Raw genomic sequence first — 18,730 nt, 5'->3', positions numbered from 1 at the left:
TATGAAAATCAAAGTGAAAGCCACGTCCAAGCCGCGCAACCCGCTGGTGGCGGCCGCGAAACTGCGCGGCGGCGCCGGCGCGCACCAGTCGGAGGCGTCGCCGCGCGCGGCGCGCCGGGCCGGCAAGCACCGCCTGCAGCAAATGCTGGCGGGCCGTTTGAAGCCGGACGATTAGCGTACCGGCAGTTCGACGATGAAGTTCGGATCAAAAGCGGGATTTTGCGGCGTGCCGCTGCGCGTCCTGTAGCCGCACGGGTTGCTGACGACGCGGCAGGGGCCGATGCGGTAATCGCGCGAGACGTGGAGGTGGCCATGCACCCACAGGTCTGCTTGCGCGGCCAGGCCGTCCAGGCGCGAAGCGTAGGCGGGCGAACACCCCTCGCTGCCGTAGGCATCGTCGACGGACAGCAGCGACGGCGCCATGTGGCTGATGACTACCGTGCGCCCGTCGAAGGGCTGCGCCAGTTCGCGCGCCAGCCACGCTTTTTGCTGCGCGTGGAACATGGCCGTGTCGGCCGCGCGCAGCTTGCGAAAGCCCATGCCGGCCAGGCGGATGCGCTTGTAATCGTTCATGACGGCCTCTGCGTCGCGCATGGCCGCTTGCCGCGTGTCGTCGCCCAGCAGGCGGAAATCCGTCCACAGGGTGGCGCCCAGGAAGCGCACTTGCTTGCCTGCCTGGTCGGTGATCACATAGGACTCCGCATCGAGAAAATGCACGTTGGGCGTGGCGGCGCAGGCCGCGCGCAGCTCCTGGCGCACCTTGTCCAGGTGGTGGCCGTAGCCTTCATGGTTGCCATGCACGTACAGCACGGGCAGGCCCGCGAACGTGGTGGCGGCCCAGGCGACGGCGCGGGTGCCCGTGTCGATGTCGCCGGCCAGGATGACGGCGTCGGGGCAGCTGAGCGCGAGGTCCCCCTGTGGCGCTTCATCGCGCCATAGCTCGTGGTGCAGGTCCGACAGTATCAATAAACGCATGCTGTTTTCACGCCTGTTGAAAGAACACCATCGTACCTGAAAACCCTCATTCTTCCGGCAGTGCGGCGAAGCTGTGCGCCAGGTAGTCGATCAGTGCGCGCACGGCCGGCAGCAGGCCGCGCCGCGAGGGAAATACGGCGTGGATGATTTCGCGCTGCGGCCGCCATTGCTCCATCAGCTGCAGCAGGCTGCCATTGGCCACCTGCTCGGTGATCATCATGGTCGGCAGCTGCACCACGCCCACGCCGGCCACGGCCGCGTCGCGCAGGGTCAGCATGTCGCCCGTGACGAAGCGCGGCGTATGGCGCAGCTGCGCGCGCGCCCCATCGGGGCCATGCAAATCCCACTGGTAGTGCTGTTGCGGCATGCCCAGGGCCAGGCTGGGCCAGTCGGCCAGGTCGGCCGGCGCTTTCGGCAGCGGTGCACCGGCGAACAGCAAGGGGCTGCCCACCATGCACTGGCCCCGTTCGGCCAGCACGCGCAGCACCAGGTCGCTGTCGGGCAGCGGCGGCGGACGCACGCGGATGGCCACGTCGATGCCCTCGGCCACCAGGTCGACGCGTCGGTTACTCGCTTCCAATAACAGAGTCACCTGCGGATGCGCGCGCATGAAACCGGCCAGCATGGGCGCGACCAGCGATTGCAGCAGGGCGATGGGACAGGACAGGCGCACCGTGCCGCGCGGCGCGGCCCGCGTCAGTTCGATCGCTTCCTGCGCCGCCTCCGCTTCCACCAGCATCGCCTTGCAATGCTCGTAAAACGTCTGTCCCACGTCGGTGACGGAAAAATGCCGCGTCGTGCGCTGTAGCAGGCGTGCACCGAGGCGCTCTTCCAGCAGCGCGATGCGCCGGCTCAGTTTGGATTTCGGCATGCCCAGCGCGCGCCCGGCCGGCGCAAAGCCGCCATGGTCGACCACCTGCACAAAGTAATACAAGTCATTCAGGTCCTGCATGCCGCCTCCATGATCGTTCTATTTTTGGAACGCTGATGGCCTATTTTACTGTCTACCAGCTTCATCGTTGCAAGCGTATTCTGTCTCCATCGTAATGCAAACCTCAACAGGAGATCGAGATGAACAAAGTCACAGGTATCTACAGCGCACCGCGCCAGCACTGGGTAGGCGATGGTTTCCCCGTGCGCTCGATGTTTTCGTATAACGGCCATGGCAAGCAGCTGAGCCCATTCCTGCTGCTCGACTATGCCGGCCCCGCCGAATTTGCACCCGGCACCCGTCCGCCCGGCGTCGGCTCGCACCCGCACCGCGGCTTTGAAACGGTGACCATCGTCTACAAGGGCGAAGTGGCGCACCGCGATTCGACGGGCCAGGGCGGCGTGATCGGCCCCGGCGACGTGCAGTGGATGACGGCCGGCGCCGGCATCCTGCATGAAGAGTTTCACTCGCCTGCCTTCACGCAGTCGGGCGGCACCCTGGAAATGGTGCAGCTGTGGGTAAACCTGCCGGCGAAAAACAAGATGACGGCGCCCGGCTACCAGGCCATCACCAGCGACACGATACCCACGCTGGCGCTGCCCGACGATGCAGGTTCCGTGCGCGTGATCGCCGGTGATTTCGCTGGCCAGCATGGCCCGGCCCGCACGTTCTCGCCGATGCAGGTGTGGGATGTGCGCCTGGCCCAGGGCAAGCTGACGGAGCTGCCCGTGACCCGCGGCTGGAGCACGGCGCTGATCGTCCTGCATGGCACGGTGCTGGTCAATGGCGAAAGCGTGGTGCGCGAAGCGCAGATGGCGCTGTTCGAACGCGACGGCGACAGCATCACCGTCGAGGCGAACAATGACGCCGTGGTGCTGCTGCTCAGTGGCGAGCCGATCGATGAACCCATCGTCGGCCATGGCCCCTTCGTCATGAACACCGAAGCGGAAATCGCGCAGGCGTTCGAGGATTTCAACAGCGGCCGCTTCGCCCGCATCGCGAAGTAATTTGTGCAGTGAATTTGTGTAGCGAATTTGTGTAGTACCTGTGCCGCATCCCGCGGCACGGTTTTTCAGGAGACCACCATGAGCACCCCCGCCAACTTCCAAGGTTTGCCACCGATGATCGATCCCGACGACGCCGTCATGCTGCTGATCGACCACCAGAGCGGCTTGTTCCAGCTGGTGCGCGACATCGAGCAGCACGTGCTGCGCGGCCACGTCACGGCGCTGGCCAAGCTGTCGCGCCTGGCCAAGATGCCGACGTTTACCACCGCTTCCGTGCCTGACGGCCCGAACGGCCCCTTGATCCCGGAAATCCACCATTTCAACCCGGAAGCCGTCTACATCCCGCGCACGGGCCAGATCAACGCCTGGGACAATCCGGCCTGGGTCGAAGCGATTGAAAAGACGGGCCGCAAGACCCTGCTGATCGCCGGCACGCTCACCAGCGTGTGCATGGCTTTCCCCACCATCAGCGCGCTGGCGGCCGGCTACAAGGTGTTTGCCATCATCGACGCCTCGGGCAACTGGTCGAAGATGGCCACCGACATCACCATGGCGCGCGTGACGCAAGCGGGTGCCGTGCCGATCGACACGTATGCCGTGCTGGCTGAAGTGATGAGCACCTGGAACCGCGCCGACGCGATGGAATTCGCCGCCATCATGACCGACCACATCGTGCCGCCGTACCGCGCCCTGATCGAAAGCTACGACAAGGCGCAGGGCGTGCAAAAGAATGGCCGCGAAACGAAGCTGGAAATCCTCGAGGCGGCATCGAAGGGCTGACCGCCGCTACGGTGCTTCATAGCTGCTGCGTATCGCCGCCAGCACGCCGCGCTGTTCCAGGCGCGTGATGGCGGCGTTCAGCTGCGCCAGGTCGGCGGCGCTGGTCGTGCGCGCGTTGAGCATCAGGTGCACGGGCGCGCGCAGTGCCAGGAAGGGCAGGGTGTTCAAGGCAACACCCTGCAGACGCGCTTCGTGGCGCACGGCCAGCACGTCGCCCAGCAACAGGTCGGCGCGGCCTGCGTCGAGCATGAGGATGCCTTGCCGGAAGCTGCCGAAGGTATTCAGGCGGCCATCTTTTTCCATTGCCGGACGGGCCGCCGCGTAGTCGGCCCCGTACCAGCCCACCTTGGGCGCGAGCAGGGTGGACTTGCCGCGCGCGAGCTGCGCGAAGCTGGCGACCTGGCGGTGGTTGCCGGGCGCGCCGGATTTGCTGAAGACACCGACGGCTTCATCGCGATACGAGAGGGAAAAGCGGGCATAGGACTGGCGTTCCGGCGTCTCGGACGCGGCGGGCAGCAGGTCCAGTTCGCCTTTCTGGAACAGCAACTGGCGCCGCGCCGTGGGCAGTTCCGGCACGGTCAGCAAGGTGCAGCGCGCTTCCTTGAAGATGGCGCGCAGCAGTTCCAGGTCCAGGCCCGTATAACTGCCCTGGGCGTCGCGGTAGACATACGGCGGCCATTGCTCGAGCGCCATCGTCATGCGGCAGGCTGCGGCGGGCAGGGCGGAGACGCCGAGCATTGCCGCAAACAGGAGATGGCGCATGCGCATAGGGTGTTTCCATGGAGGTTCAACTGGTATTCAATTTGCCAGAATGTCCACGCAAGTCAAGCACGGGATCCACTTTTCCCCATGCGGGCGGCTCATCGCGGCCTGTCACCATGGCCGTGCGCAGCAAGCGCCGGTAGCCAGCGACGATTTTTCTCTATCGAAAATAACGATTTGATAATATTAAAAAACAGTGGTTTAATTGTTTTGTTGCTAATTTTGGCAACTGCCACTTCGAGGAATATATGTCACATAAATTGTCGGCTCTGGCTGCCGTTCTGGCTTTTTCCCTCTCATCCAGTGTATTGGCTGGCACTACGATAGGAACGCAAGGTTTTACGATTGACGATACTGCGGGCGATAGCATCAGGTTGCTCTCCGACAGCAACAATGTGGCCAAGTTCGACCTGACGAATATGGCTACTATCAACTATTCGGTAACGGAGAGATATGACTGGAACGGTGGCGACATGAAATTTGATTTTTTTAGTGTCAGCGCGCGCGATGGCTATCGTGTGACCAATATTGAGTATAGCGGCGTGATCATTGGCGAATTGATACCTGCACCTTATTACCCCGATAGTGGGCCCAATTATTGGGGCAACGGCACCGCGACAAACCAATCGCAGACAACCTTTAGCGCCTATGACCCAAATGCCAATCCGCCTAATTATGTGCAAAAAATATTAACTTTCAACAATCTGAATGAAACGGTGCCGTTTTCCCTGCAAAACAGCACGCTGTTGCTGCCACAAGCGTTTCAGATTGACCTTAACGTCTCTGCGTGGCTTGGAATCACGCCAGGTCGCGGGGAATGGCATGAAGGTTCCTGGATGACGCCATCAACTACCAAGCTGCGCATTCTCAATCCCGTCCTGACACTCACCTATGCGCCGCTCTCGGCCGTACCGGAACCATCCACGTATGCGATGCTGCTTGCCGGCCTGGCTTTATGTGGCATCGTGCGCCGCCGTCGGGCGGGCTGACACCGCTGACGTGATGCGGGGGAGCAAATCGGCTATAGTGGCGCCGTGCATCCATCCACTGCCTCGCAAAGGACTACCGTTTGACTCCCCCGCTCGAGATCGCCGCCAATGTCTTGATGACTGTTTCCATCGTCCTGGCTGGCCGTAACAACATTCATTCCTGGTGGATCGGCATCGTCGGCTGCGTGCTGTTTGCCGTGCTGTTTTTCCAGGTTAACCTGTACGCCGACGTGATGCTGCAGCTGTTTTTCATCGTCACCTGCGTCATCGGCTGGGTGCAATGGCGGCGCGGCGCCGGCGGCAAACCGTTGCCGATCACGCGCACAGGCTGGCGCAGCCTGGCCTGGATAGTTCCGGCCGGCATCGCCTCCGTGGCGATCTACGGCATGCTGCTGCACCGCTTCACGAATGCCTACGCGCCGTTCATCGATTCGGCGGTGTTGGTATTTAGCATCATCGCGCAATTCCTGCTGATGAGCCGGCGCATCGAGACGTGGGCCTTCTGGTTGCTGGTCAACACGGTGGCCGTGCCGCTCTACTACAGCCGTGGCCTGCACCTGACGGCCGTGCTGTATGCGGCCTACTGGGTCAACGCCGTCATTTCCTGGTACTGGTGGAGCGTGCAGGCACGCCGCGCGGCGGCCGCGCCACAGGCGCTGGTCGACGCCTGATATTGCCAAAAACCAAGTCCTTAGATCCAAATCGTATATACATTCAATTTTTAATTCGTTCACCCCATAAAGACACCGGGATATAGTGGCCTTTCCCCGCTTACCGGTGTCTTTTATGTTGCGTTTTACCCTTTCTGCCTGTTTTTACGCCACCCGGCACCAGCTGACCATGCAATGCATGGCGCAGTGGATGCCGGTGCGTGGCCGTCCACGCATCCCGTAATTCCGTCATCCCCCCGTCGTCGTTTTTCCCGCAGACCCACCCGGTCCGCGTGCCCCTGCTCGGCCTTTTTTATGTGAAAAAGGCTGCAATCCCAATAAGAGGAAACCATGTTCAAACCACTCGCCATCAGTCTTGCCATCGCCGCCGCCTTTCCCGCCGTTTCGACCATCGCCCACGCCGAGGACGACATGCTGCGCGTCAACGTGACCGGATCGAATATCCGCGTCAGCGAAAAAGAGGGCGCCAGCGCCGTGCAAGTCATCACGGCCAAGGAATTGAAAGCCAGCGGCAAGACCAGCGTGTCGGATGTGCTGCGCGCCATATCCGCCAACAGCGGCAACAGCTACAACGAACAATATACGGGCAGTTTCTCGGCCGGCACCTCGGGCCTGTCGCTGCGCGGCATCGGCCAGAAAAATACCCTGATCCTGGTGAATGGCAAGCGCGTGGCCAGCTATGCGACGGCGCAAAACCTGCAGGAAACCTTTGTCGACCTGAACAGCCTGCCGATGGCGGCCGTGCAGCGCATCGAGGTGCTCAAGGATGGCGCCTCGTCGATCTACGGTTCCGACGCCGTGGCCGGCGTCGTCAATATCATCCTGTACAAGGAATTCACGGGCACGGACATCACGGCGCAGTGGGGCGGCTCGACCGAAGGCACGGGCCAGCATGAAAAGAGCGCGGCGCTGCAGACGGGTTTCGGCAAGCTCGAGGAAGACGGCTACAGCCTGGTCTTCTCGATTGACGTGCAGCAGCGCGACAAGCTGCAGCAAAGCGACGTGGCGTGGATGCGCGATGCGGACTTCCGCAAGCAGCAGCGTGGCGCGCTGGGCTGGGTAGCCACCAATTATGCGGGCAGCGATCCGACGCGGACCCTGGGCGGCGTGCGCGGACCGCTGCAACTGGTCAATTATGGCGACATCACGCCCGGCAAGACGGGGCAGGTGCTCGCGTATAACCCGTCGCCGTATAAAACCCTGATCCCCGGCATCCAGCGCGTGCACACGGCCGCGCGCGCCACCTTCAAGCTGAACGCGGACACGGAAGCGTACGTCGACTTGCTGCATAGTTATTCGCGCGCCGACCAGACCTTCAGCGCGCCGCTCACCGTCAACAATGCCACGCGCGTGTGGAACAACGCCACCCAGGCGCTCGACACCATTCCCGTCGTGCTGCCGGTCGGCAACCCGAACAATCCGGGCGCCACGCCTTTGCCGTTCACGGCCACCCTGTTCGACCTGGGGCCGCGCCTGAAACAGGACAAGGTCACCTTCTACCGCGCGCTGGCGGGCGTCAAAGGCGCGCTGGCGGGCTGGGACTGGGATGCGGCCGTGGGCCACTCGAGCAGCAAGCTGGAAGAAACCGTGCAGAACTTCGTCAACCGCTACGAATTCCAGAAGGTGCTGGCCGACGGCAGCTATAACTTCTTCGACCAGTCGCAAAACAGCGAAGCCGTGCGCAACCGTCTGCGCTTGTCGACCCTGCGTCCGGCCGAGTCGACTCTCGACACCGTCGACTTCTCGGCCGCGAAAGACCTGTGGCAATTGCCTGCCGGTCCGCTGGGCTTTGCCGCCGGCGCGCAGTGGCGCCGCGAAAAGATGGATTCGCAAACCTCGACGGCCGTGCTGTCGGGCACCGAGCTGCGTCCGGCCATCAACATCATCAACGGTTCGCGCAGCGTGTCGGCCCTGTTTGCCGAATTCAACGTGCCCGTCGTAAAAGACCTGTCCGTCAATCTGGCGGGCCGCGCCGACCATTACAGCGATTTCGGCAATGCGTTTTCGCCGAAGGCCAGCGCGCGCTACCAGGCGGCGCCGTGGCTGCTGGTGCGCGGTACCGTGTCGCGCGGCTTCCGCGCGCCGTCGCTGCCGGAAATCACCGACAGCACGGCCGTCAGCTATACCGGCGTGATCGATCCGCGCGACCCGATTACGCCCACGCAGTCGCGCGGCGTGACGGTGATGACCATCGCCAATCCGAAGCTGCGCCCCGAGCGGTCGCATAACCTGAATCTGGGCGTGGTGGTATCGCCGACCAGCAGTTCGAGCATCGGCCTCGATTACTACCGCATCAAGCAGGATGGCGTGATCGGCACGGAAAGCGCCACCACCACGCTCGCCAACGAAGCGTCGGCGCCGCAGAAGATCACGCGCGATGCCGATGGCCGCATCACGACCCTGTACCGCCAGTACCGCAACCAGGGGCAGCGCGAAGTGTCCGGTATCGACCTCGACCTGCGCCAGCGCTTCGTCGACAAGAACTGGGGCAAGCTGACCCTGGCTGGCCAGTTGAGCCGCGTGCTGCGCTTTGCCGAACCGCTGTCCGACGGCGCGCCGCTCACCGATGGCGCCGGCACCAATTATTTCGGCTCGATTCCGAAATGGCGCGGCGTCACCTCGGCTACGTGGGAGCAGGGCAAGTGGTCGTCCACGCTCACGTGGAACTACGTGGGCAGCTATGCGCAAAACACGCATCTCGATGAATCCGTGGCCGCCTTCAGCACCTTCGACGTGACCACCAGCTGGCAGGTCACGCCAGCGGCGAACGTCACCTTCATCGTGCAAAACCTGGCCAACAAGCGCGCGCCGTGGGATTACTCGGCCTCGGGCTTCGACTATACGCAAGCCGACCCGCGCGGCCGCTTCGCCTCGCTCAAGCTGAACTACAAGTTCTAACCGGCCGTTGCCTGCCGCTGGCCCGTCTGCTCCTGCAGGCGCTGGCGGTAGGCGCTGGGCGTGACGCCCATGCGTTCGCGGAAGGCCGTGGCGAAGTTACCCGCGTTGTGAAAGCCGATCAGCAGGGCGATGTCCTGCACGTCGATCTCGGTCTGCTGCAGCAGTTCCACGCCGCGGGCGATGCGCGCCTCGCGGATGAAGGCGAAGACCGTCATGCCCGTTTGCTCGCGGAACATCAGGGTCAGCTTTTCGCGATAGGTGCCCACGCTGCGGGCAATTTCGGACAGGTTCGGCAGGCTACCCAGGTTGTCGAGGATCAGTTGTTTGACGGCATTGACGAACACGAGGTCCGGATGCTGCTGCCGCTCGCTGATCGGAGTCGCTGTCGGTGGCGTGCTGTTGCTTCTACGTATCAATCCCAGGTGGATATGGATGCGCGCGGCCAGTTCTTCCGGCAGGAAGGGCTTGGAAATGTAATCGACGCCGCCCACCTGCAAGCCCATGATGCGTTCCTTGGCGGCATCGGCGCCGCTGAGAAAGATCACGGGTATCGGTTCCGTTTCGGGATTGGCCTTGAGCAAACGGCACGCCGTGTAGCCATCCATCTCGGGCATGCGCACGTCAAGCAGGATCAGGTCGGGATGCGTGGCCAATGCCAGCTGGTAGCCCTGGTAGCCATTGAATGCAATGCTGAAGCGATAGGGCTGCTCGCTGAGCAGCTCCATCAGCATGCGCTGCTCGAACGCGGAATCGTCCACGAGCAGGATATTCTTTTTGATGGTTTCGCTGGTCAATGGCATGGTATGAATGACTTAACCAAATAGCAAGTTGTTGCTTATTATGCCCTGCTTTTTCTTTTTTTTCTGCTTTTCTCGTGTTTCAAAAGATGTTTCTCCGCCAGAAGAAGCGCGGATTTCCCAGATCGCCAATAATTCGCTCATGCATTGATTTTAAGCAATGTCGCTTGCCAAAAAATCTGTTTTGCCAATGCTGCAAAAAATGCCGGAGTCCCCGGGTTCCTGACTCTCGGTAAAAGTTTTTTGTCGTCCTGGTTTGCGTGCCCGAGAAAACGCCGGCAATACCGTGACTATCCTCGATGCCCTTCATATTGGTGGGCTCATTAATGATGTTCCATCATCAGGAGGTATCATGTTGCGAGTTATTTTTCCCCGCCTTGTCGTTGCCGCCAGTGTGGCGGTTGCCGCCACGGCGCTCCTGCCGCGTGGCGCCGACGCCGCCGTGTATTTGAATGGCAGCGCCACCACCACCTTTGACGTCACCCTGAAAATCATCGCCAATTGCACCATCGCGGCGGCCAATCTCGACTTTGGCCAAAGTCAGGGTGTACTGGCTACTGCCGTGAACGTCAATACGACCGTGAACGTCACCTGCACCAATACCACGCTGTATAACGTGGGCTTGACGGCCGGCTCGGGCAGCGGCTCGAGCGGCACCACGCGTTATATGAGCGGCACGGGCGGCAATCTGGGGACGGTGCAATTCAATCTGTACCAGACGGCCGGCAGCACCTTGTGGGGAGATACACAGGGCACGGATACCGTCGGCGGCACCGGCAACGGCTCATCGCAGCCGATCACGGTGTACGGCAATATTCCGCCGCAGGCGACACCGGCGCCCGATACCTACAAGTCGACCATCACGGCCACCGTTTACTTTTAAGCCAGGCGCTGCGTGAAGGCCGCTGCTGTTTCCCTGATGAAAAGCGTGCTGGCGCTGCTGGCCTGCTGCGCCGCTGGCGTTCAGGGCGCCAATCTGCAGATTTCGCCGGTGACGCTCAATTTGCGCGCGCCACAGAATGCAGCGGGCATCAATTTGCAAAACCTCGGCGACCAGCCCATCTACGGACAGGTGCGGGTGTTCGCCTGGGAGCAGCGCGATGGTGAGGAAACCTTGGCGCCGACGCAGGAACTGGTGGCCAGTCCGCCGATCGTGGAAATCGCCGCCAACAGCCGGCAGACCATCCGCCTCGTGCGTGCCCAGGCTGGCCCCGTGGCGCAGGAAAAGACGTATCGCGTGCTCATCGATGAAGTCAGCCGCGAAGATGGGGCGGGCCGCAGCGGCATCGATATCCGCCTGCGCTACTCGGTGCCCGTGTTCGTGCTGCCGGCCGGTGCGCCGGGCAAGGAAATACTCGACTGGCAAGTGTTTCGCGAGCGGGGCGAGTGGATGTTGCGTGTCAAGAACAGCGGCAACTTCCATGCGCAGATCGGTGCGATGACGCTGACGAACCAGGCGGGCAAGGAGTTTGTCATCAGCAAGGGCCTGTTTGGCTATGTCCTGGCGGCACGCATGCGCGTCTGGCGCCTGCCCGTCGCCAGGGAGGCCGAACTGGATGGACCGTTGAGTATTGCGGCAAACGTGAACGCAAAGGCGCTCGTTGCCACGAATTCGACACCTTGAACCGGGCCGCCATGGCGGGCGGGCTTGCCGCGAACCGGGTTAAACCATGAGACGCGCACTGGCATCCTTGCTGTTGCTGTTGCTGGCCATGGCACCGGTGGCCAAGGCCGATGGATCGGCCGCCGAAACGGGTGCCGATCCGGGACCGGCCAGCTTGCCGAGCGATCCGATGGCGCCGAATGAACTGTATCTGGAGGTGACTGTGAATGCTGAATCAACCGGGCTGATCTTGCGCTTTACCCAGGTGGGCAAAGGCTTGCGCAGCAGTGTGGCGAACTTGCAGCAGCTGGGGCTGGACCCGGCGCGCCTGCTCGCACCCGGTCAGACCGAAGTGGCGCTCGATGCGATTCCCGGACTCAGCTATGACTATGATGCGGCGCGCCAGAGCGTGTCGCTGCAGGTGGCGGACGACTTGCGCTCGCCGTACCGCATCAACGCGCGCCTGGCCCCGCAGACGCCGCCGCCGCGCGTCACGCCCGGCGCCGTCCTCAATTACGAAGCCTATGCGGAACTGGGCCGGACGCGGCGCGCCGCCATCTTCAACGACTTGCGCTATTTCAATGACAGCGGCGTGTTCAGCAACACCGGCACTTTGAACCTGGGGTCGGAGCAGCGCAAATACATGCGTTTTGACACGTTCTGGAGCCATGCCGACCCCGAGACCCTGCAGACGTGGCAAGTGGGCGACCTGATTTCGTCTTCGCTCAGCTGGAGCCGCGCCGTGCGCGTCGGTGGTCTGCAGTGGCGCAAGAATTTCCAGCTGCGCCCCGACCTGCTGACCTTTCCCGTCGCCTCCGTCGATGGCACGGCGCTCGTGCCCTCATCACTGAGCCTGTACGTCAATGGCGTGCAGCAATATGCTGCCAGCGTGCCCAGCGGTCCGTTCGTGCTGAACCAGGTGGCCGGCATCAATGGCGCCGGGCAAGCCACCCTCATCACGCGCGATGCCCTGGGGCGCAGCGTGACGACCGTGCTGCCCCTGTATGTCGATACGCGCATGCTGGCTGCCGGCTTGAGCGATTATTCGGTCGAGGCGGGCGCCATGCGGCGCGACTATGGCCGCCGCCTGTTCGGCTATGAGCGGCAGCTCGTTGCCAGCGCTTCCGTCCGCCATGGCGTCAGCGACAGCTTCACCATCGAAGGACATGCGGAACTGGCTGCCGGCCTGTATCAGGCGGGGGCGGGCGCGCTGGTGCGGCTGGGCCAGGCGGGCGTGCTCAGCGGATCGTTGTCGGCCAGCGCCGGCCATAGCCGTGGCGCGCAGCTGGGCGCCGGCTACCAGTACATGGGGCCGCGCTTCAGCGTCGACGTGCAAAGCGTGCGCGCGAGCGCCGGCTTTGGCGACCTGGCCTCGTGCGACGGCAGCCCCGTGGTGCGCGCGGCGGACCGCTTCACCGTCAGCCTGCCCTTGCCGGCGGGTAGCAGCATCAGCAGCAGCTATATCAGCTACCGCACACCGGGCGCGCCGCCATCGAAGTTGGCCACCTTCGGCTATTCGGCCACCCTGTTTCACGGCCTGTTCCTGAACGCCAGCCTGTTCCAGGATTTGCGGCAACGCGAGAAGCGGGGATTTTATGTCGGCCTGAGCATGGCTTTCGACAATAATCTGTCCATCAGCACGAGCGCCAGCCGGCAAAACGGCGAGAGCGGACGCAGCGTCAGCGCTCAGCGCGCGGCGGACTTTGGCGGCGGCTTCGGCTGGAACTTGCAAGCTGGCACGGTGGGCGGCAATACTTACCGGCAGGCGCAAGTGGAATACCTGGGCAACGACGGGCGCGTGAGCGCGCGCACGCAAAGCAGCAGCATGGGCACGGCCTCCTCGCTGGGCGCGGCTGGCGCGCTGGTGCTGATGGATGGCCATGTCGAGACGGCGCGCCAGGTGGGCAACGGTTTCGCGCTGGTCTCCACTGGCGGCGTGGGCAATATTCCTGTGCTGCATGAAAATCGCCAGATCGGCGTGACGGGCAGGAGCGGCTACCTGCTGGTGCCGAATTTGAATCCCTATGGGAATAACCAGATCAGCATCGCCACGGATGAACTCGATGTCGACGCGCGCGTACCCGTGACCAATATGACGGTCGTGCCGCAGCAGCTGGCCGGCGTGCTGGCGGCGTTTCCCGTCGAACGCTACAGCGCCGCCACCGTCATCGTGCAGGGCGCCGATGGCAAGCCGCTGGCCACGGGCATGCCCGTGGTGCATGTGCAAAGCGGCAGGCAGACGGTCGTGGGCTTTGACGGCATCATTTTTGTCGACGAGCTGCGCGAACAGAATCAGTTGCAAGTGGGCGAGGAGGACAGCGCGTGCACGGTTGGTTTTGCGTATGTGCGTCCGGCCGCAGGCGGCTTGCCCGTGATCGGGCCGTTGCGCTGCGCTGCCACCGGAGGAGGCCGCTGATGCGCCGCCTGCTGCCATGGCTGACCTTGCTGCTGGGCTGCGCCTGGGGTAGTGTGGCGCAGGCGGCCGATACCTGCACGGTCAGCATGACGAATATCAATTTCGGCTCCGTCAGCCCGATTTCCGGCACCGATTACGTGGCGCAGGCCACGGGTACCTTCAGCTGCCTGTTTTCGTCGCTGAACCTGGGACAGTTACTTACGCCTAATGCGCAAGTGTGCATCTCGCTGGGGCTGGGCACGAATTCCACCTCGGCCCTGCCGCGCAAGCTGGGCAATGGAAGCAACCGCATGGAGTACAACGTGTACGTGGACAGTTCATATGCGACGGCGAAGATCTGGGGCGGCGCCGGCGTGACGGGCGCACCATCGACCTTCGGCATGACCCTGTCGGCCGGCTTGCTGGCCCCGCCCGGCACGTATTCCACCACCTTTACCGTGTACGCGAAGATTCCTGCCGGTACGGCCCTGGCCGCCGTGCCCACGGTCGCCAACGCCAATACCGTCTATGCGTCGAGCTTTGCCGGCGTGGGCACCTACACGTACACCACGTATGGCCTCGTCAACCTGCAGGGGTGCTCGGCCACCAGCGGCAGCTTCGGTTTCACGGTAAGTGCCACGGCCGTCAACGACTGCACCATCGCGGCCAGCCCGATGGCATTTGCCAACGCCTCCATCCTGACGGGCAACTTGCGCAGCACCAGCACCTTGTCCGTGCGCTGCGTGAATAACAACGCCTACCAGATTGCCCTGAACGGCGGCAGCGTGGCGGCCAATGTGGCCAACCGGCAAATGAAAAACCTCTTAACGACGGACAAGGTCAGCTACCTGCTGTCATCCACGCTCGATGGTGCGCCCTGGGGCGATGGCACGGCAGGCACGAGCATGGTGACGGGGACGGGCACGGGCGCCAGCGTGCCGTTGACGATTTACGGCCGCGTGCCGGCGCAGGTGTCGCCGCGCCCCGGCGACTACAAGGACACGGTGACGGCAACGATTTATTTTTAGAACGTGACGGTAACGAGGCCGGCGCCCGATGGCGTCGCCTGCTGGTGCAGCAGATAAGGCGTGTTGTGCTGGCAGCGTACCTGGGTGATGTTGCGCTGCGAGACGATGGTGCACGCTTCCTGCACGACGAAGGTGGCCTGCAGCGTTGCGGAAGAGGTGGTACCGGCGGTGGTGGTCTGGCACAGGGACAGGGCGAGCAGGGCAGGCAGTACGGCAAGCTTCAAAGGGGTCATCGTGAACGCATCGAGTGAAAAACGGGCGTGGGCAGCAGCGCCGGAAGGCGTGGCTGGCACCGTTTTTCGCACCGGGATTGGGAGAGCAGAACCAGCCATGATTGTACTTGAACAAGGAAAGTGTGAGTTTTCGTGTATTTTCAGCCCGCCGCAGGGGCAAGCACCTCACTTTCAAAATGATAGTAACTAAGTTTCCGTGTTGCAACTGAAATTTTTTTCGATTGTTGTGTTGAATCAATGTGAGGAGATGGCCATGAAACATACCAACTTTAATAATTTGCCTTGCCCGATTGCGCGCAGCCTGGGCAAGGTGGGCGAATGGTGGAGCATCCTCATCCTGCGCGAAGCGTTTTACGGCAAGACGCGCTTCGACGAATTTGAAAAAAGCCTCAAGATCGCCCCGACCATCCTGACGCGCCGCCTGGCCGACCTGGTGGAGGGCGGTTTGATGACGCGCCGCCTGTATTGCGCCAAGCCACCCCGCTACGACTACGTGTTGACCAAGTCCGGGCGCGCCTTCAAGCCCGTCTTGCTGGCGTTTATCGCTTGGGGCAATGAAAACTTCGCGCCCGAAGGCGCCAGCCTCGTCATCGCCAGCCGCGATACGGGCCTGGCCGCCGATCCGGTGCTGGTCGACGCCACGACGGGCTTGCCCATCAATGACGAGTATTACGCGTTCGCGCCAGGGCCTGCCGCCAGCGACAGCATGCGCAGCATCATCCTCGACGCGGAAAAAAGCAGCGGCATCGCGCCCAAGCCGAAGGCGCCGGCCGCCAACCGCGGCTGGGTGGCGGAAGGGCACCTGGCCTGAGACGCGCTGGCGGAGGTGCGCCGAGTTTGGCGCAAAGCAAGACGGACTGCACGGCATGGCGTTACCGTCGCACTATGCAATGCAAGTGCGGCGCAGGCCCGGCTGTGCAGGGTGTGGCGCCATCCGTGCCCCGATGTCCGTTGAAGGAGTACTGCGATGACTACATTGCCACAACACGCTCGCCGCGCCGCCACCGTGCTGGCGCTGGCTGCCCTGCTGGGCGCCTGTTCCCATGGCCCGCACCACCCGGGCGGCCAGGACGTCACCTTGACGGGCGCGCAGGAAGTGCCGGCCAATACCAGCACGGCCAGCGGCAGCGGCAATATCCGCGTCGCCCATGACCGCAGCGTCAGCGGCGGCGTGCGCTACACGGGCATGGTGGCCACCGTCGCGCATATCCATGAAGCGCCGGCCGGCGCCAACGGCCCCGTCATCATGCCCCTGGTGAAAACGGCCGAAGGCATGTTTGCCGTGCCGGCCGGCGCCATGCTCACGCCGCCCCAGTATGCGAGCTACCAGGCAGGCAATCTGTACGTGAACGTGCACAGCGCCGCCTACCCGGCCGGCGAGATCCGCGCCCAGCTCAAGCCCTAGCCGGCCGCCGGCGTTTTCCCCGAAACCTCCTTGGGCCGCGCGAGCGGCCTTTTTTTGCGCCCGGCGGCCAGCCGCAGCACCGCGCTACAATGGCGCTTCATGCTGACCATCCTCGCCATCACCTTTCCCTTCTTCGCCCTGGTACTGTGCGGCTACCTGGCCGTGCGGCGCACGCTGCTGCCGCTGGCCGCCATCGGCGGCTTGAACAGTTTTGTCCTGTACTTCGCGCTGCCGTGCATGCTGTACCGCTTCGGCGTCGCCACGCCCATCGCGCAGCTGCTCGATGGCAGCGTGTTCGGCGTCTACCTGCTGTGCGCGCTGATCATGGTGGGTGTCACGATGGCCATGACCCTGAGCCACCGCATCGACTGGAACAACGCCGCCTTCGGCGCGCTGGTGGCGGCCTTTCCGAATACGGGCTTCATGGGCGTGCCCCTGCTGTTGACCCTGCTGGGCCCCCGGTCCTCGGGCCCCGTCATCGTCACCATCATCGTCGACATGCTCATTACCAGCTCGTTGTGCATCGCCCTGTCGCGCATCGGCAGCGGCGGCGCGCACGGCAGCCGCGCCGCCGTCGCCAACGCCATGAAAGGCATGCTGGGCAACCCGATGCCGTGGGCGATCGTGCTGGGCGCCATGTCGTCGTGGCTGGAACTGGCCTTGCCCAAGCCATTGATGCAGACGGTGGGTTTGCTGGCCGACGCCGCCTCGCCGGTTGCCTTGTTTACCATCGGCGCCGTGCTGGCCCGTTCGCAAATGAGCACGGCCGACCCGGCGCCGCTGGGCGAGTATGTGCCCGTGGCGCTGAAAAAACTGCTGCTGCATCCGCTGCTGGTGTGGGGTATCGGCCATGCGGCCATCGCGCTGGGCGCGCCGCTCGATCCGTTCGCGCTGACCTGCATGGTGCTGGTGGCGTGCCTGCCCAGCGCCAGCAACGTCTCGCTGCTGTCCGAGCGCTTCGGGGCAAATACGGCGCGCATCGCCCGCATCATTTTAGTCTCGACCGCGCTGTCGTTCCTGACGTTTTCGGCGGCCGTCAGCTGGCTGGCGTGACGTTGGCGGCGATCAGCGCGCCGAGTGCCTGCGCCGCGCCGGGCTGGGTGCCGGCGGCCAGTTCGCGCGCCATGGTGGCCTGGTCCTGCATGCTGCGGTTCTGCCCCAGCTTCCATTTGCCCGTGATGCGCGTGAGGGGGATTTCGATGCCGACGATGGCTTTCAAGAGTTTCTCGATATAGCCGGGCGGTGCATCGCTCACCCGCCATGGCGCGGCTTGATCTGCCTCATGGCGCGCCGTCAGCCGCTCCACCAATCCCAGCAGCCACGCCGCATCGTCGATGGCGCGCAGGGGACCGTGGGCGTGCACGACCGCGTAATTGAAGGTCGGCACCTCCTTGCCGCTGCGCTGCTTTTCCGCATACCAGGCGGGCGTGATGTAGGCATGCGGGCCCTGGAAAATCATCATGCAGTCATCGTTCCCGCCGGCGGCGCGCCACAGCGGATTGGCGCGCGCCACGTGGGCGCGCAGGGTGCCGAATGGGGCGTCAAGCGTGGGCGCGGCGATCTCGAATGGCAGGTGGTCGGCGCACAAGCCATCGGCATTGTGGCGCACCAGCGCGCCCAGTGGATGCGCGTCGATCAAGCCATGCAGCACGTCGAGGCGTTCTTCGCGAAAGCTGGCGGGCGAGTACATTTAATCGGTTCCTTCCACGACCACGTCGGCCGTCAGCGAATTGGCGATGTAGCAGCGCTCGTGCGCGTCGTGGTGCAGGGCGGCCAACGCTTCGGGCGAGGGCGGCGTTCCCGCAAACGCAATGCGCGGACGCAGCACGATGCGCGTCATGGCCAGGCGGCCTGCCGCATTTTTCCCCAGGTCGCCGGTGGCTTCGTCGCGGTAGTCGTCGATGACGTAGCCGCGCTGCGCTGCCAGCGACAGGAAGAACAGCATGTGGCAGCTCGACGTGGCGGCCACCAGCGCTTCTTCCGGATCGATATTTGCCGCCACCGACATGGGCAGCGGCACGGACAGGGGCGACGACGAGGCGGCTACCGTCAGGCCGCCGTCGAACTGCCATTCATGGCCGCGGCTGTAGCGCTGGCCGGCAAAATCCTGGCCGTCGCGCTGCCAGGCCACGGTGGCGAAAAACTGATGCATGGGTGCTCCGCAAGAGTAGAGGGGATGCGCCATCTTAGCGCCAGTCTTGGCTATTTAAAACAGCCAATAAGTGCTATCTTTAAGCTACCAATTCAAAAGTGCCG

General features: G+C 63.4%; 21 protein-coding genes. 13 read left to right on the top strand and 8 right to left on the bottom strand.

What is annotated here, in order from left to right; translation table 11 throughout:
• Position 1: 1 nt before the first annotated feature.
• Positions 2-175, top strand: coding sequence for a hypothetical protein (locus MRBLMS1_RS15655; RefSeq protein ID WP_485880279.1), 174 nt, complete (start codon positions 2-4; stop codon positions 173-175).
• Here MRBLMS1_RS15655 and MRBLMS1_RS15650 read toward each other — a convergent pair.
• Both MRBLMS1_RS15650 and MRBLMS1_RS15645 read right to left on the bottom strand, forming a co-directional pair.
• Positions 172-975 (bottom strand): metallophosphoesterase family protein, encoded by an 804-nt coding sequence (locus tag MRBLMS1_RS15650; RefSeq protein ID WP_485880277.1) that lies wholly within the window; start codon positions 973-975, stop codon positions 172-174. The two genes, MRBLMS1_RS15655 and MRBLMS1_RS15650, sit on opposite strands and share 4 nt — an antisense overlap.
• 46 nt (positions 976-1,021) lie before the next feature.
• Entirely contained in the window at positions 1,022-1,927 is a 906-nt protein-coding gene (locus MRBLMS1_RS15645) for a LysR family transcriptional regulator (RefSeq protein ID WP_485880275.1), read from the bottom strand.
• 119 nt (positions 1,928-2,046) lie between these two features.
• Here MRBLMS1_RS15645 and MRBLMS1_RS15640 point away from each other — a divergent pair, with 119 nt between their 5' ends.
• Together MRBLMS1_RS15640 and MRBLMS1_RS15635 are read left to right on the top strand one after the other, a co-directional pair.
• Positions 2,047-2,913, top strand: a complete 867-nt coding sequence (locus MRBLMS1_RS15640) for a pirin family protein (RefSeq protein ID WP_139092187.1) — start codon at positions 2,047-2,049, stop codon at positions 2,911-2,913.
• 78 nt (positions 2,914-2,991) lie between these two features.
• Positions 2,992-3,693: an isochorismatase family protein gene (locus MRBLMS1_RS15635; RefSeq protein ID WP_198511246.1), complete on the top strand. Its 702-nt coding sequence runs from the start codon at positions 2,992-2,994 to the stop codon at positions 3,691-3,693.
• Positions 3,694-3,699: 6 nt separating this feature from the next.
• On the opposite strand, the gene MRBLMS1_RS15630 is transcribed toward MRBLMS1_RS15635, so the two are convergent.
• Positions 3,700-4,455: a substrate-binding periplasmic protein gene (locus MRBLMS1_RS15630; RefSeq protein ID WP_485880273.1), complete on the bottom strand. Its 756-nt coding sequence runs from the start codon at positions 4,453-4,455 to the stop codon at positions 3,700-3,702.
• 248 nt (positions 4,456-4,703) lie between these two features.
• Between MRBLMS1_RS15630 and MRBLMS1_RS15625 the strand changes: the two genes are divergently transcribed.
• The 3 genes from MRBLMS1_RS15625 (at position 4,704) to MRBLMS1_RS15615 (ending at position 9,013) form a co-directional block, all read left to right on the top strand.
• Positions 4,704-5,444, top strand: coding sequence for a PEP-CTERM sorting domain-containing protein (locus MRBLMS1_RS15625; RefSeq protein WP_485880271.1), 741 nt, complete (start codon positions 4,704-4,706; stop codon positions 5,442-5,444).
• Between the two features lie 80 nt (positions 5,445-5,524).
• The gene (pnuC, locus tag MRBLMS1_RS15620; protein WP_485880269.1) at positions 5,525-6,115 is read left to right on the top strand and encodes a nicotinamide riboside transporter PnuC; all 591 of its coding nucleotides are present in this window, start codon (positions 5,525-5,527) and stop codon (positions 6,113-6,115) included.
• 330 nt (positions 6,116-6,445) lie between these two features.
• A complete protein-coding gene (locus MRBLMS1_RS15615) occupies positions 6,446-9,013 on the top strand; it encodes a TonB-dependent receptor (RefSeq protein WP_485880267.1) in 2,568 nt (855 codons plus the stop codon).
• Here the strand turns inward: MRBLMS1_RS15615 and MRBLMS1_RS15610 are convergent.
• Both MRBLMS1_RS15610 and MRBLMS1_RS15605 read right to left on the bottom strand, forming a co-directional pair.
• On the bottom strand, positions 9,010-9,813 hold the full coding sequence (locus tag MRBLMS1_RS15610; protein WP_485880265.1) for a response regulator transcription factor: 804 nt from the start codon (positions 9,811-9,813) through the stop codon (positions 9,010-9,012). The genes MRBLMS1_RS15615 and MRBLMS1_RS15610 overlap by 4 nt on opposite strands.
• 12 nt (positions 9,814-9,825) lie before the next feature.
• Complete coding sequence (locus MRBLMS1_RS15605) at positions 9,826-9,954, bottom strand: hypothetical protein (RefSeq protein WP_257620510.1); 129 nt, start codon at positions 9,952-9,954, stop codon at positions 9,826-9,828.
• Between the two features lie 208 nt (positions 9,955-10,162).
• Between MRBLMS1_RS15605 and MRBLMS1_RS15600 the strand changes: the two genes are divergently transcribed.
• From MRBLMS1_RS15600 to MRBLMS1_RS15585, 4 genes are read left to right on the top strand one after another with little or no spacing between them, the layout of a single operon-like run.
• Positions 10,163-10,693 carry a Csu type fimbrial protein gene (locus tag MRBLMS1_RS15600; protein WP_485880263.1) on the top strand — a complete coding sequence of 177 codons (531 nt, stop codon included), beginning with the start codon at positions 10,163-10,165 and terminating at the stop codon, positions 10,691-10,693.
• Between the two features lie 12 nt (positions 10,694-10,705).
• The gene (locus MRBLMS1_RS15595) at positions 10,706-11,434 is read left to right on the top strand and encodes a fimbrial biogenesis chaperone (protein ID WP_223279080.1); all 729 of its coding nucleotides are present in this window, start codon (positions 10,706-10,708) and stop codon (positions 11,432-11,434) included.
• A 46-nt stretch (positions 11,435-11,480) separates the two neighbouring features.
• Entirely contained in the window at positions 11,481-13,829 is a 2,349-nt protein-coding gene (locus tag MRBLMS1_RS15590) for a fimbria/pilus outer membrane usher protein (RefSeq protein ID WP_485880261.1), read from the top strand.
• Positions 13,829-14,836 carry a Csu type fimbrial protein gene (locus tag MRBLMS1_RS15585; RefSeq protein WP_128141147.1) on the top strand — a complete coding sequence of 336 codons (1,008 nt, stop codon included), beginning with the start codon at positions 13,829-13,831 and terminating at the stop codon, positions 14,834-14,836. The genes MRBLMS1_RS15590 and MRBLMS1_RS15585 overlap by 1 nt, the downstream gene beginning before the upstream one ends.
• On the opposite strand, the gene MRBLMS1_RS15580 is transcribed toward MRBLMS1_RS15585, so the two are convergent.
• Positions 14,833-15,069, bottom strand: a complete 237-nt coding sequence (locus tag MRBLMS1_RS15580) for a hypothetical protein (RefSeq protein WP_128141148.1) — start codon at positions 15,067-15,069, stop codon at positions 14,833-14,835. The two genes, MRBLMS1_RS15585 and MRBLMS1_RS15580, sit on opposite strands and share 4 nt — an antisense overlap.
• Before the next feature lie 253 nt (positions 15,070-15,322).
• Between MRBLMS1_RS15580 and MRBLMS1_RS15575 the strand changes: the two genes are divergently transcribed.
• The 3 genes from MRBLMS1_RS15575 (at position 15,323) to MRBLMS1_RS15565 (ending at position 17,527) form a co-directional block, all read left to right on the top strand.
• Complete coding sequence (locus MRBLMS1_RS15575) at positions 15,323-15,880, top strand: winged helix-turn-helix transcriptional regulator (protein WP_034753667.1); 558 nt, start codon at positions 15,323-15,325, stop codon at positions 15,878-15,880.
• A gap of 156 nt (positions 15,881-16,036) precedes the next feature.
• The gene (locus MRBLMS1_RS15570) at positions 16,037-16,474 is read left to right on the top strand and encodes a CHRD domain-containing protein (protein ID WP_485880260.1); all 438 of its coding nucleotides are present in this window, start codon (positions 16,037-16,039) and stop codon (positions 16,472-16,474) included.
• Positions 16,475-16,573: 99 nt separating this feature from the next.
• Positions 16,574-17,527: an AEC family transporter gene (locus tag MRBLMS1_RS15565; RefSeq protein ID WP_485880259.1), complete on the top strand. Its 954-nt coding sequence runs from the start codon at positions 16,574-16,576 to the stop codon at positions 17,525-17,527.
• Here the strand turns inward: MRBLMS1_RS15565 and MRBLMS1_RS15560 are convergent.
• Complete coding sequence (locus MRBLMS1_RS15560) at positions 17,511-18,164, bottom strand: FMN-binding negative transcriptional regulator (protein ID WP_485880258.1); 654 nt, start codon at positions 18,162-18,164, stop codon at positions 17,511-17,513. The two genes, MRBLMS1_RS15565 and MRBLMS1_RS15560, sit on opposite strands and share 17 nt — an antisense overlap.
• The gene (locus tag MRBLMS1_RS15555) at positions 18,165-18,626 is read right to left on the bottom strand and encodes an OsmC family protein (protein WP_485880256.1); all 462 of its coding nucleotides are present in this window, start codon (positions 18,624-18,626) and stop codon (positions 18,165-18,167) included.
• Positions 18,627-18,730: the final 104 nt, after the last annotated feature.

The sequence above is a fragment of the Massilia sp. LMS1-1-1.1 genome, from assembly GCF_040815535.1.
In the GTDB taxonomy this organism is placed as follows: Bacteria; Pseudomonadota; Gammaproteobacteria; order Burkholderiales; family Burkholderiaceae_D; genus Janthinobacterium; species Janthinobacterium aestuarii.
Note: the sequence above shows the minus strand (reverse complement) of the source record. Positions and strands in the feature narration are given on the sequence as shown.

Bases quoted from the DNA above. Each gene is read 5' to 3' on its own strand.
- MRBLMS1_RS15560 (WP_485880258.1), bottom strand. From the start codon at position 18,164: ATGTACTCGCCCGCCAGCTTTCGCGAAGAACGCCTCGACGTGCTGCAT.
- MRBLMS1_RS15625 (WP_485880271.1), top strand. From the start codon at position 4,704: ATGTCACATAAATTGTCGGCTCTGGCTGCCGTTCTGGCTTTTTCCCTC.
- MRBLMS1_RS15640 (WP_139092187.1), top strand. From the start codon at position 2,047: ATGAACAAAGTCACAGGTATCTACAGCGCACCGCGCCAGCACTGGGTA.
- MRBLMS1_RS15580 (WP_128141148.1), bottom strand. From the start codon at position 15,069: ATGACCCCTTTGAAGCTTGCCGTACTGCCTGCCCTGCTCGCCCTGTCC.
- MRBLMS1_RS15590 (WP_485880261.1), top strand. From the start codon at position 11,481: ATGAGACGCGCACTGGCATCCTTGCTGTTGCTGTTGCTGGCCATGGCA.
- MRBLMS1_RS15600 (WP_485880263.1), top strand. From the start codon at position 10,163: ATGTTGCGAGTTATTTTTCCCCGCCTTGTCGTTGCCGCCAGTGTGGCG.
- MRBLMS1_RS15615 (WP_485880267.1), top strand. From the start codon at position 6,446: ATGTTCAAACCACTCGCCATCAGTCTTGCCATCGCCGCCGCCTTTCCC.
- MRBLMS1_RS15630 (WP_485880273.1), bottom strand. From the start codon at position 4,455: ATGCGCCATCTCCTGTTTGCGGCAATGCTCGGCGTCTCCGCCCTGCCC.
- MRBLMS1_RS15555 (WP_485880256.1), bottom strand. From the start codon at position 18,626: ATGCATCAGTTTTTCGCCACCGTGGCCTGGCAGCGCGACGGCCAGGAT.
- MRBLMS1_RS15645 (WP_485880275.1), bottom strand. From the start codon at position 1,927: ATGCAGGACCTGAATGACTTGTATTACTTTGTGCAGGTGGTCGACCAT.
- MRBLMS1_RS15655 (WP_485880279.1), top strand. From the start codon at position 2: ATGAAAATCAAAGTGAAAGCCACGTCCAAGCCGCGCAACCCGCTGGTG.
- MRBLMS1_RS15610 (WP_485880265.1), bottom strand. From the start codon at position 9,813: ATGCCATTGACCAGCGAAACCATCAAAAAGAATATCCTGCTCGTGGAC.
- MRBLMS1_RS15585 (WP_128141147.1), top strand. From the start codon at position 13,829: ATGCGCCGCCTGCTGCCATGGCTGACCTTGCTGCTGGGCTGCGCCTGG.
- MRBLMS1_RS15635 (WP_198511246.1), top strand. From the start codon at position 2,992: ATGAGCACCCCCGCCAACTTCCAAGGTTTGCCACCGATGATCGATCCC.
- MRBLMS1_RS15650 (WP_485880277.1), bottom strand. From the start codon at position 975: ATGCGTTTATTGATACTGTCGGACCTGCACCACGAGCTATGGCGCGAT.
- MRBLMS1_RS15565 (WP_485880259.1), top strand. From the start codon at position 16,574: ATGCTGACCATCCTCGCCATCACCTTTCCCTTCTTCGCCCTGGTACTG.
- MRBLMS1_RS15605 (WP_257620510.1), bottom strand. From the start codon at position 9,954: ATGAGCGAATTATTGGCGATCTGGGAAATCCGCGCTTCTTCTGGCGGA.
- MRBLMS1_RS15570 (WP_485880260.1), top strand. From the start codon at position 16,037: ATGACTACATTGCCACAACACGCTCGCCGCGCCGCCACCGTGCTGGCG.
- MRBLMS1_RS15575 (WP_034753667.1), top strand. From the start codon at position 15,323: ATGAAACATACCAACTTTAATAATTTGCCTTGCCCGATTGCGCGCAGC.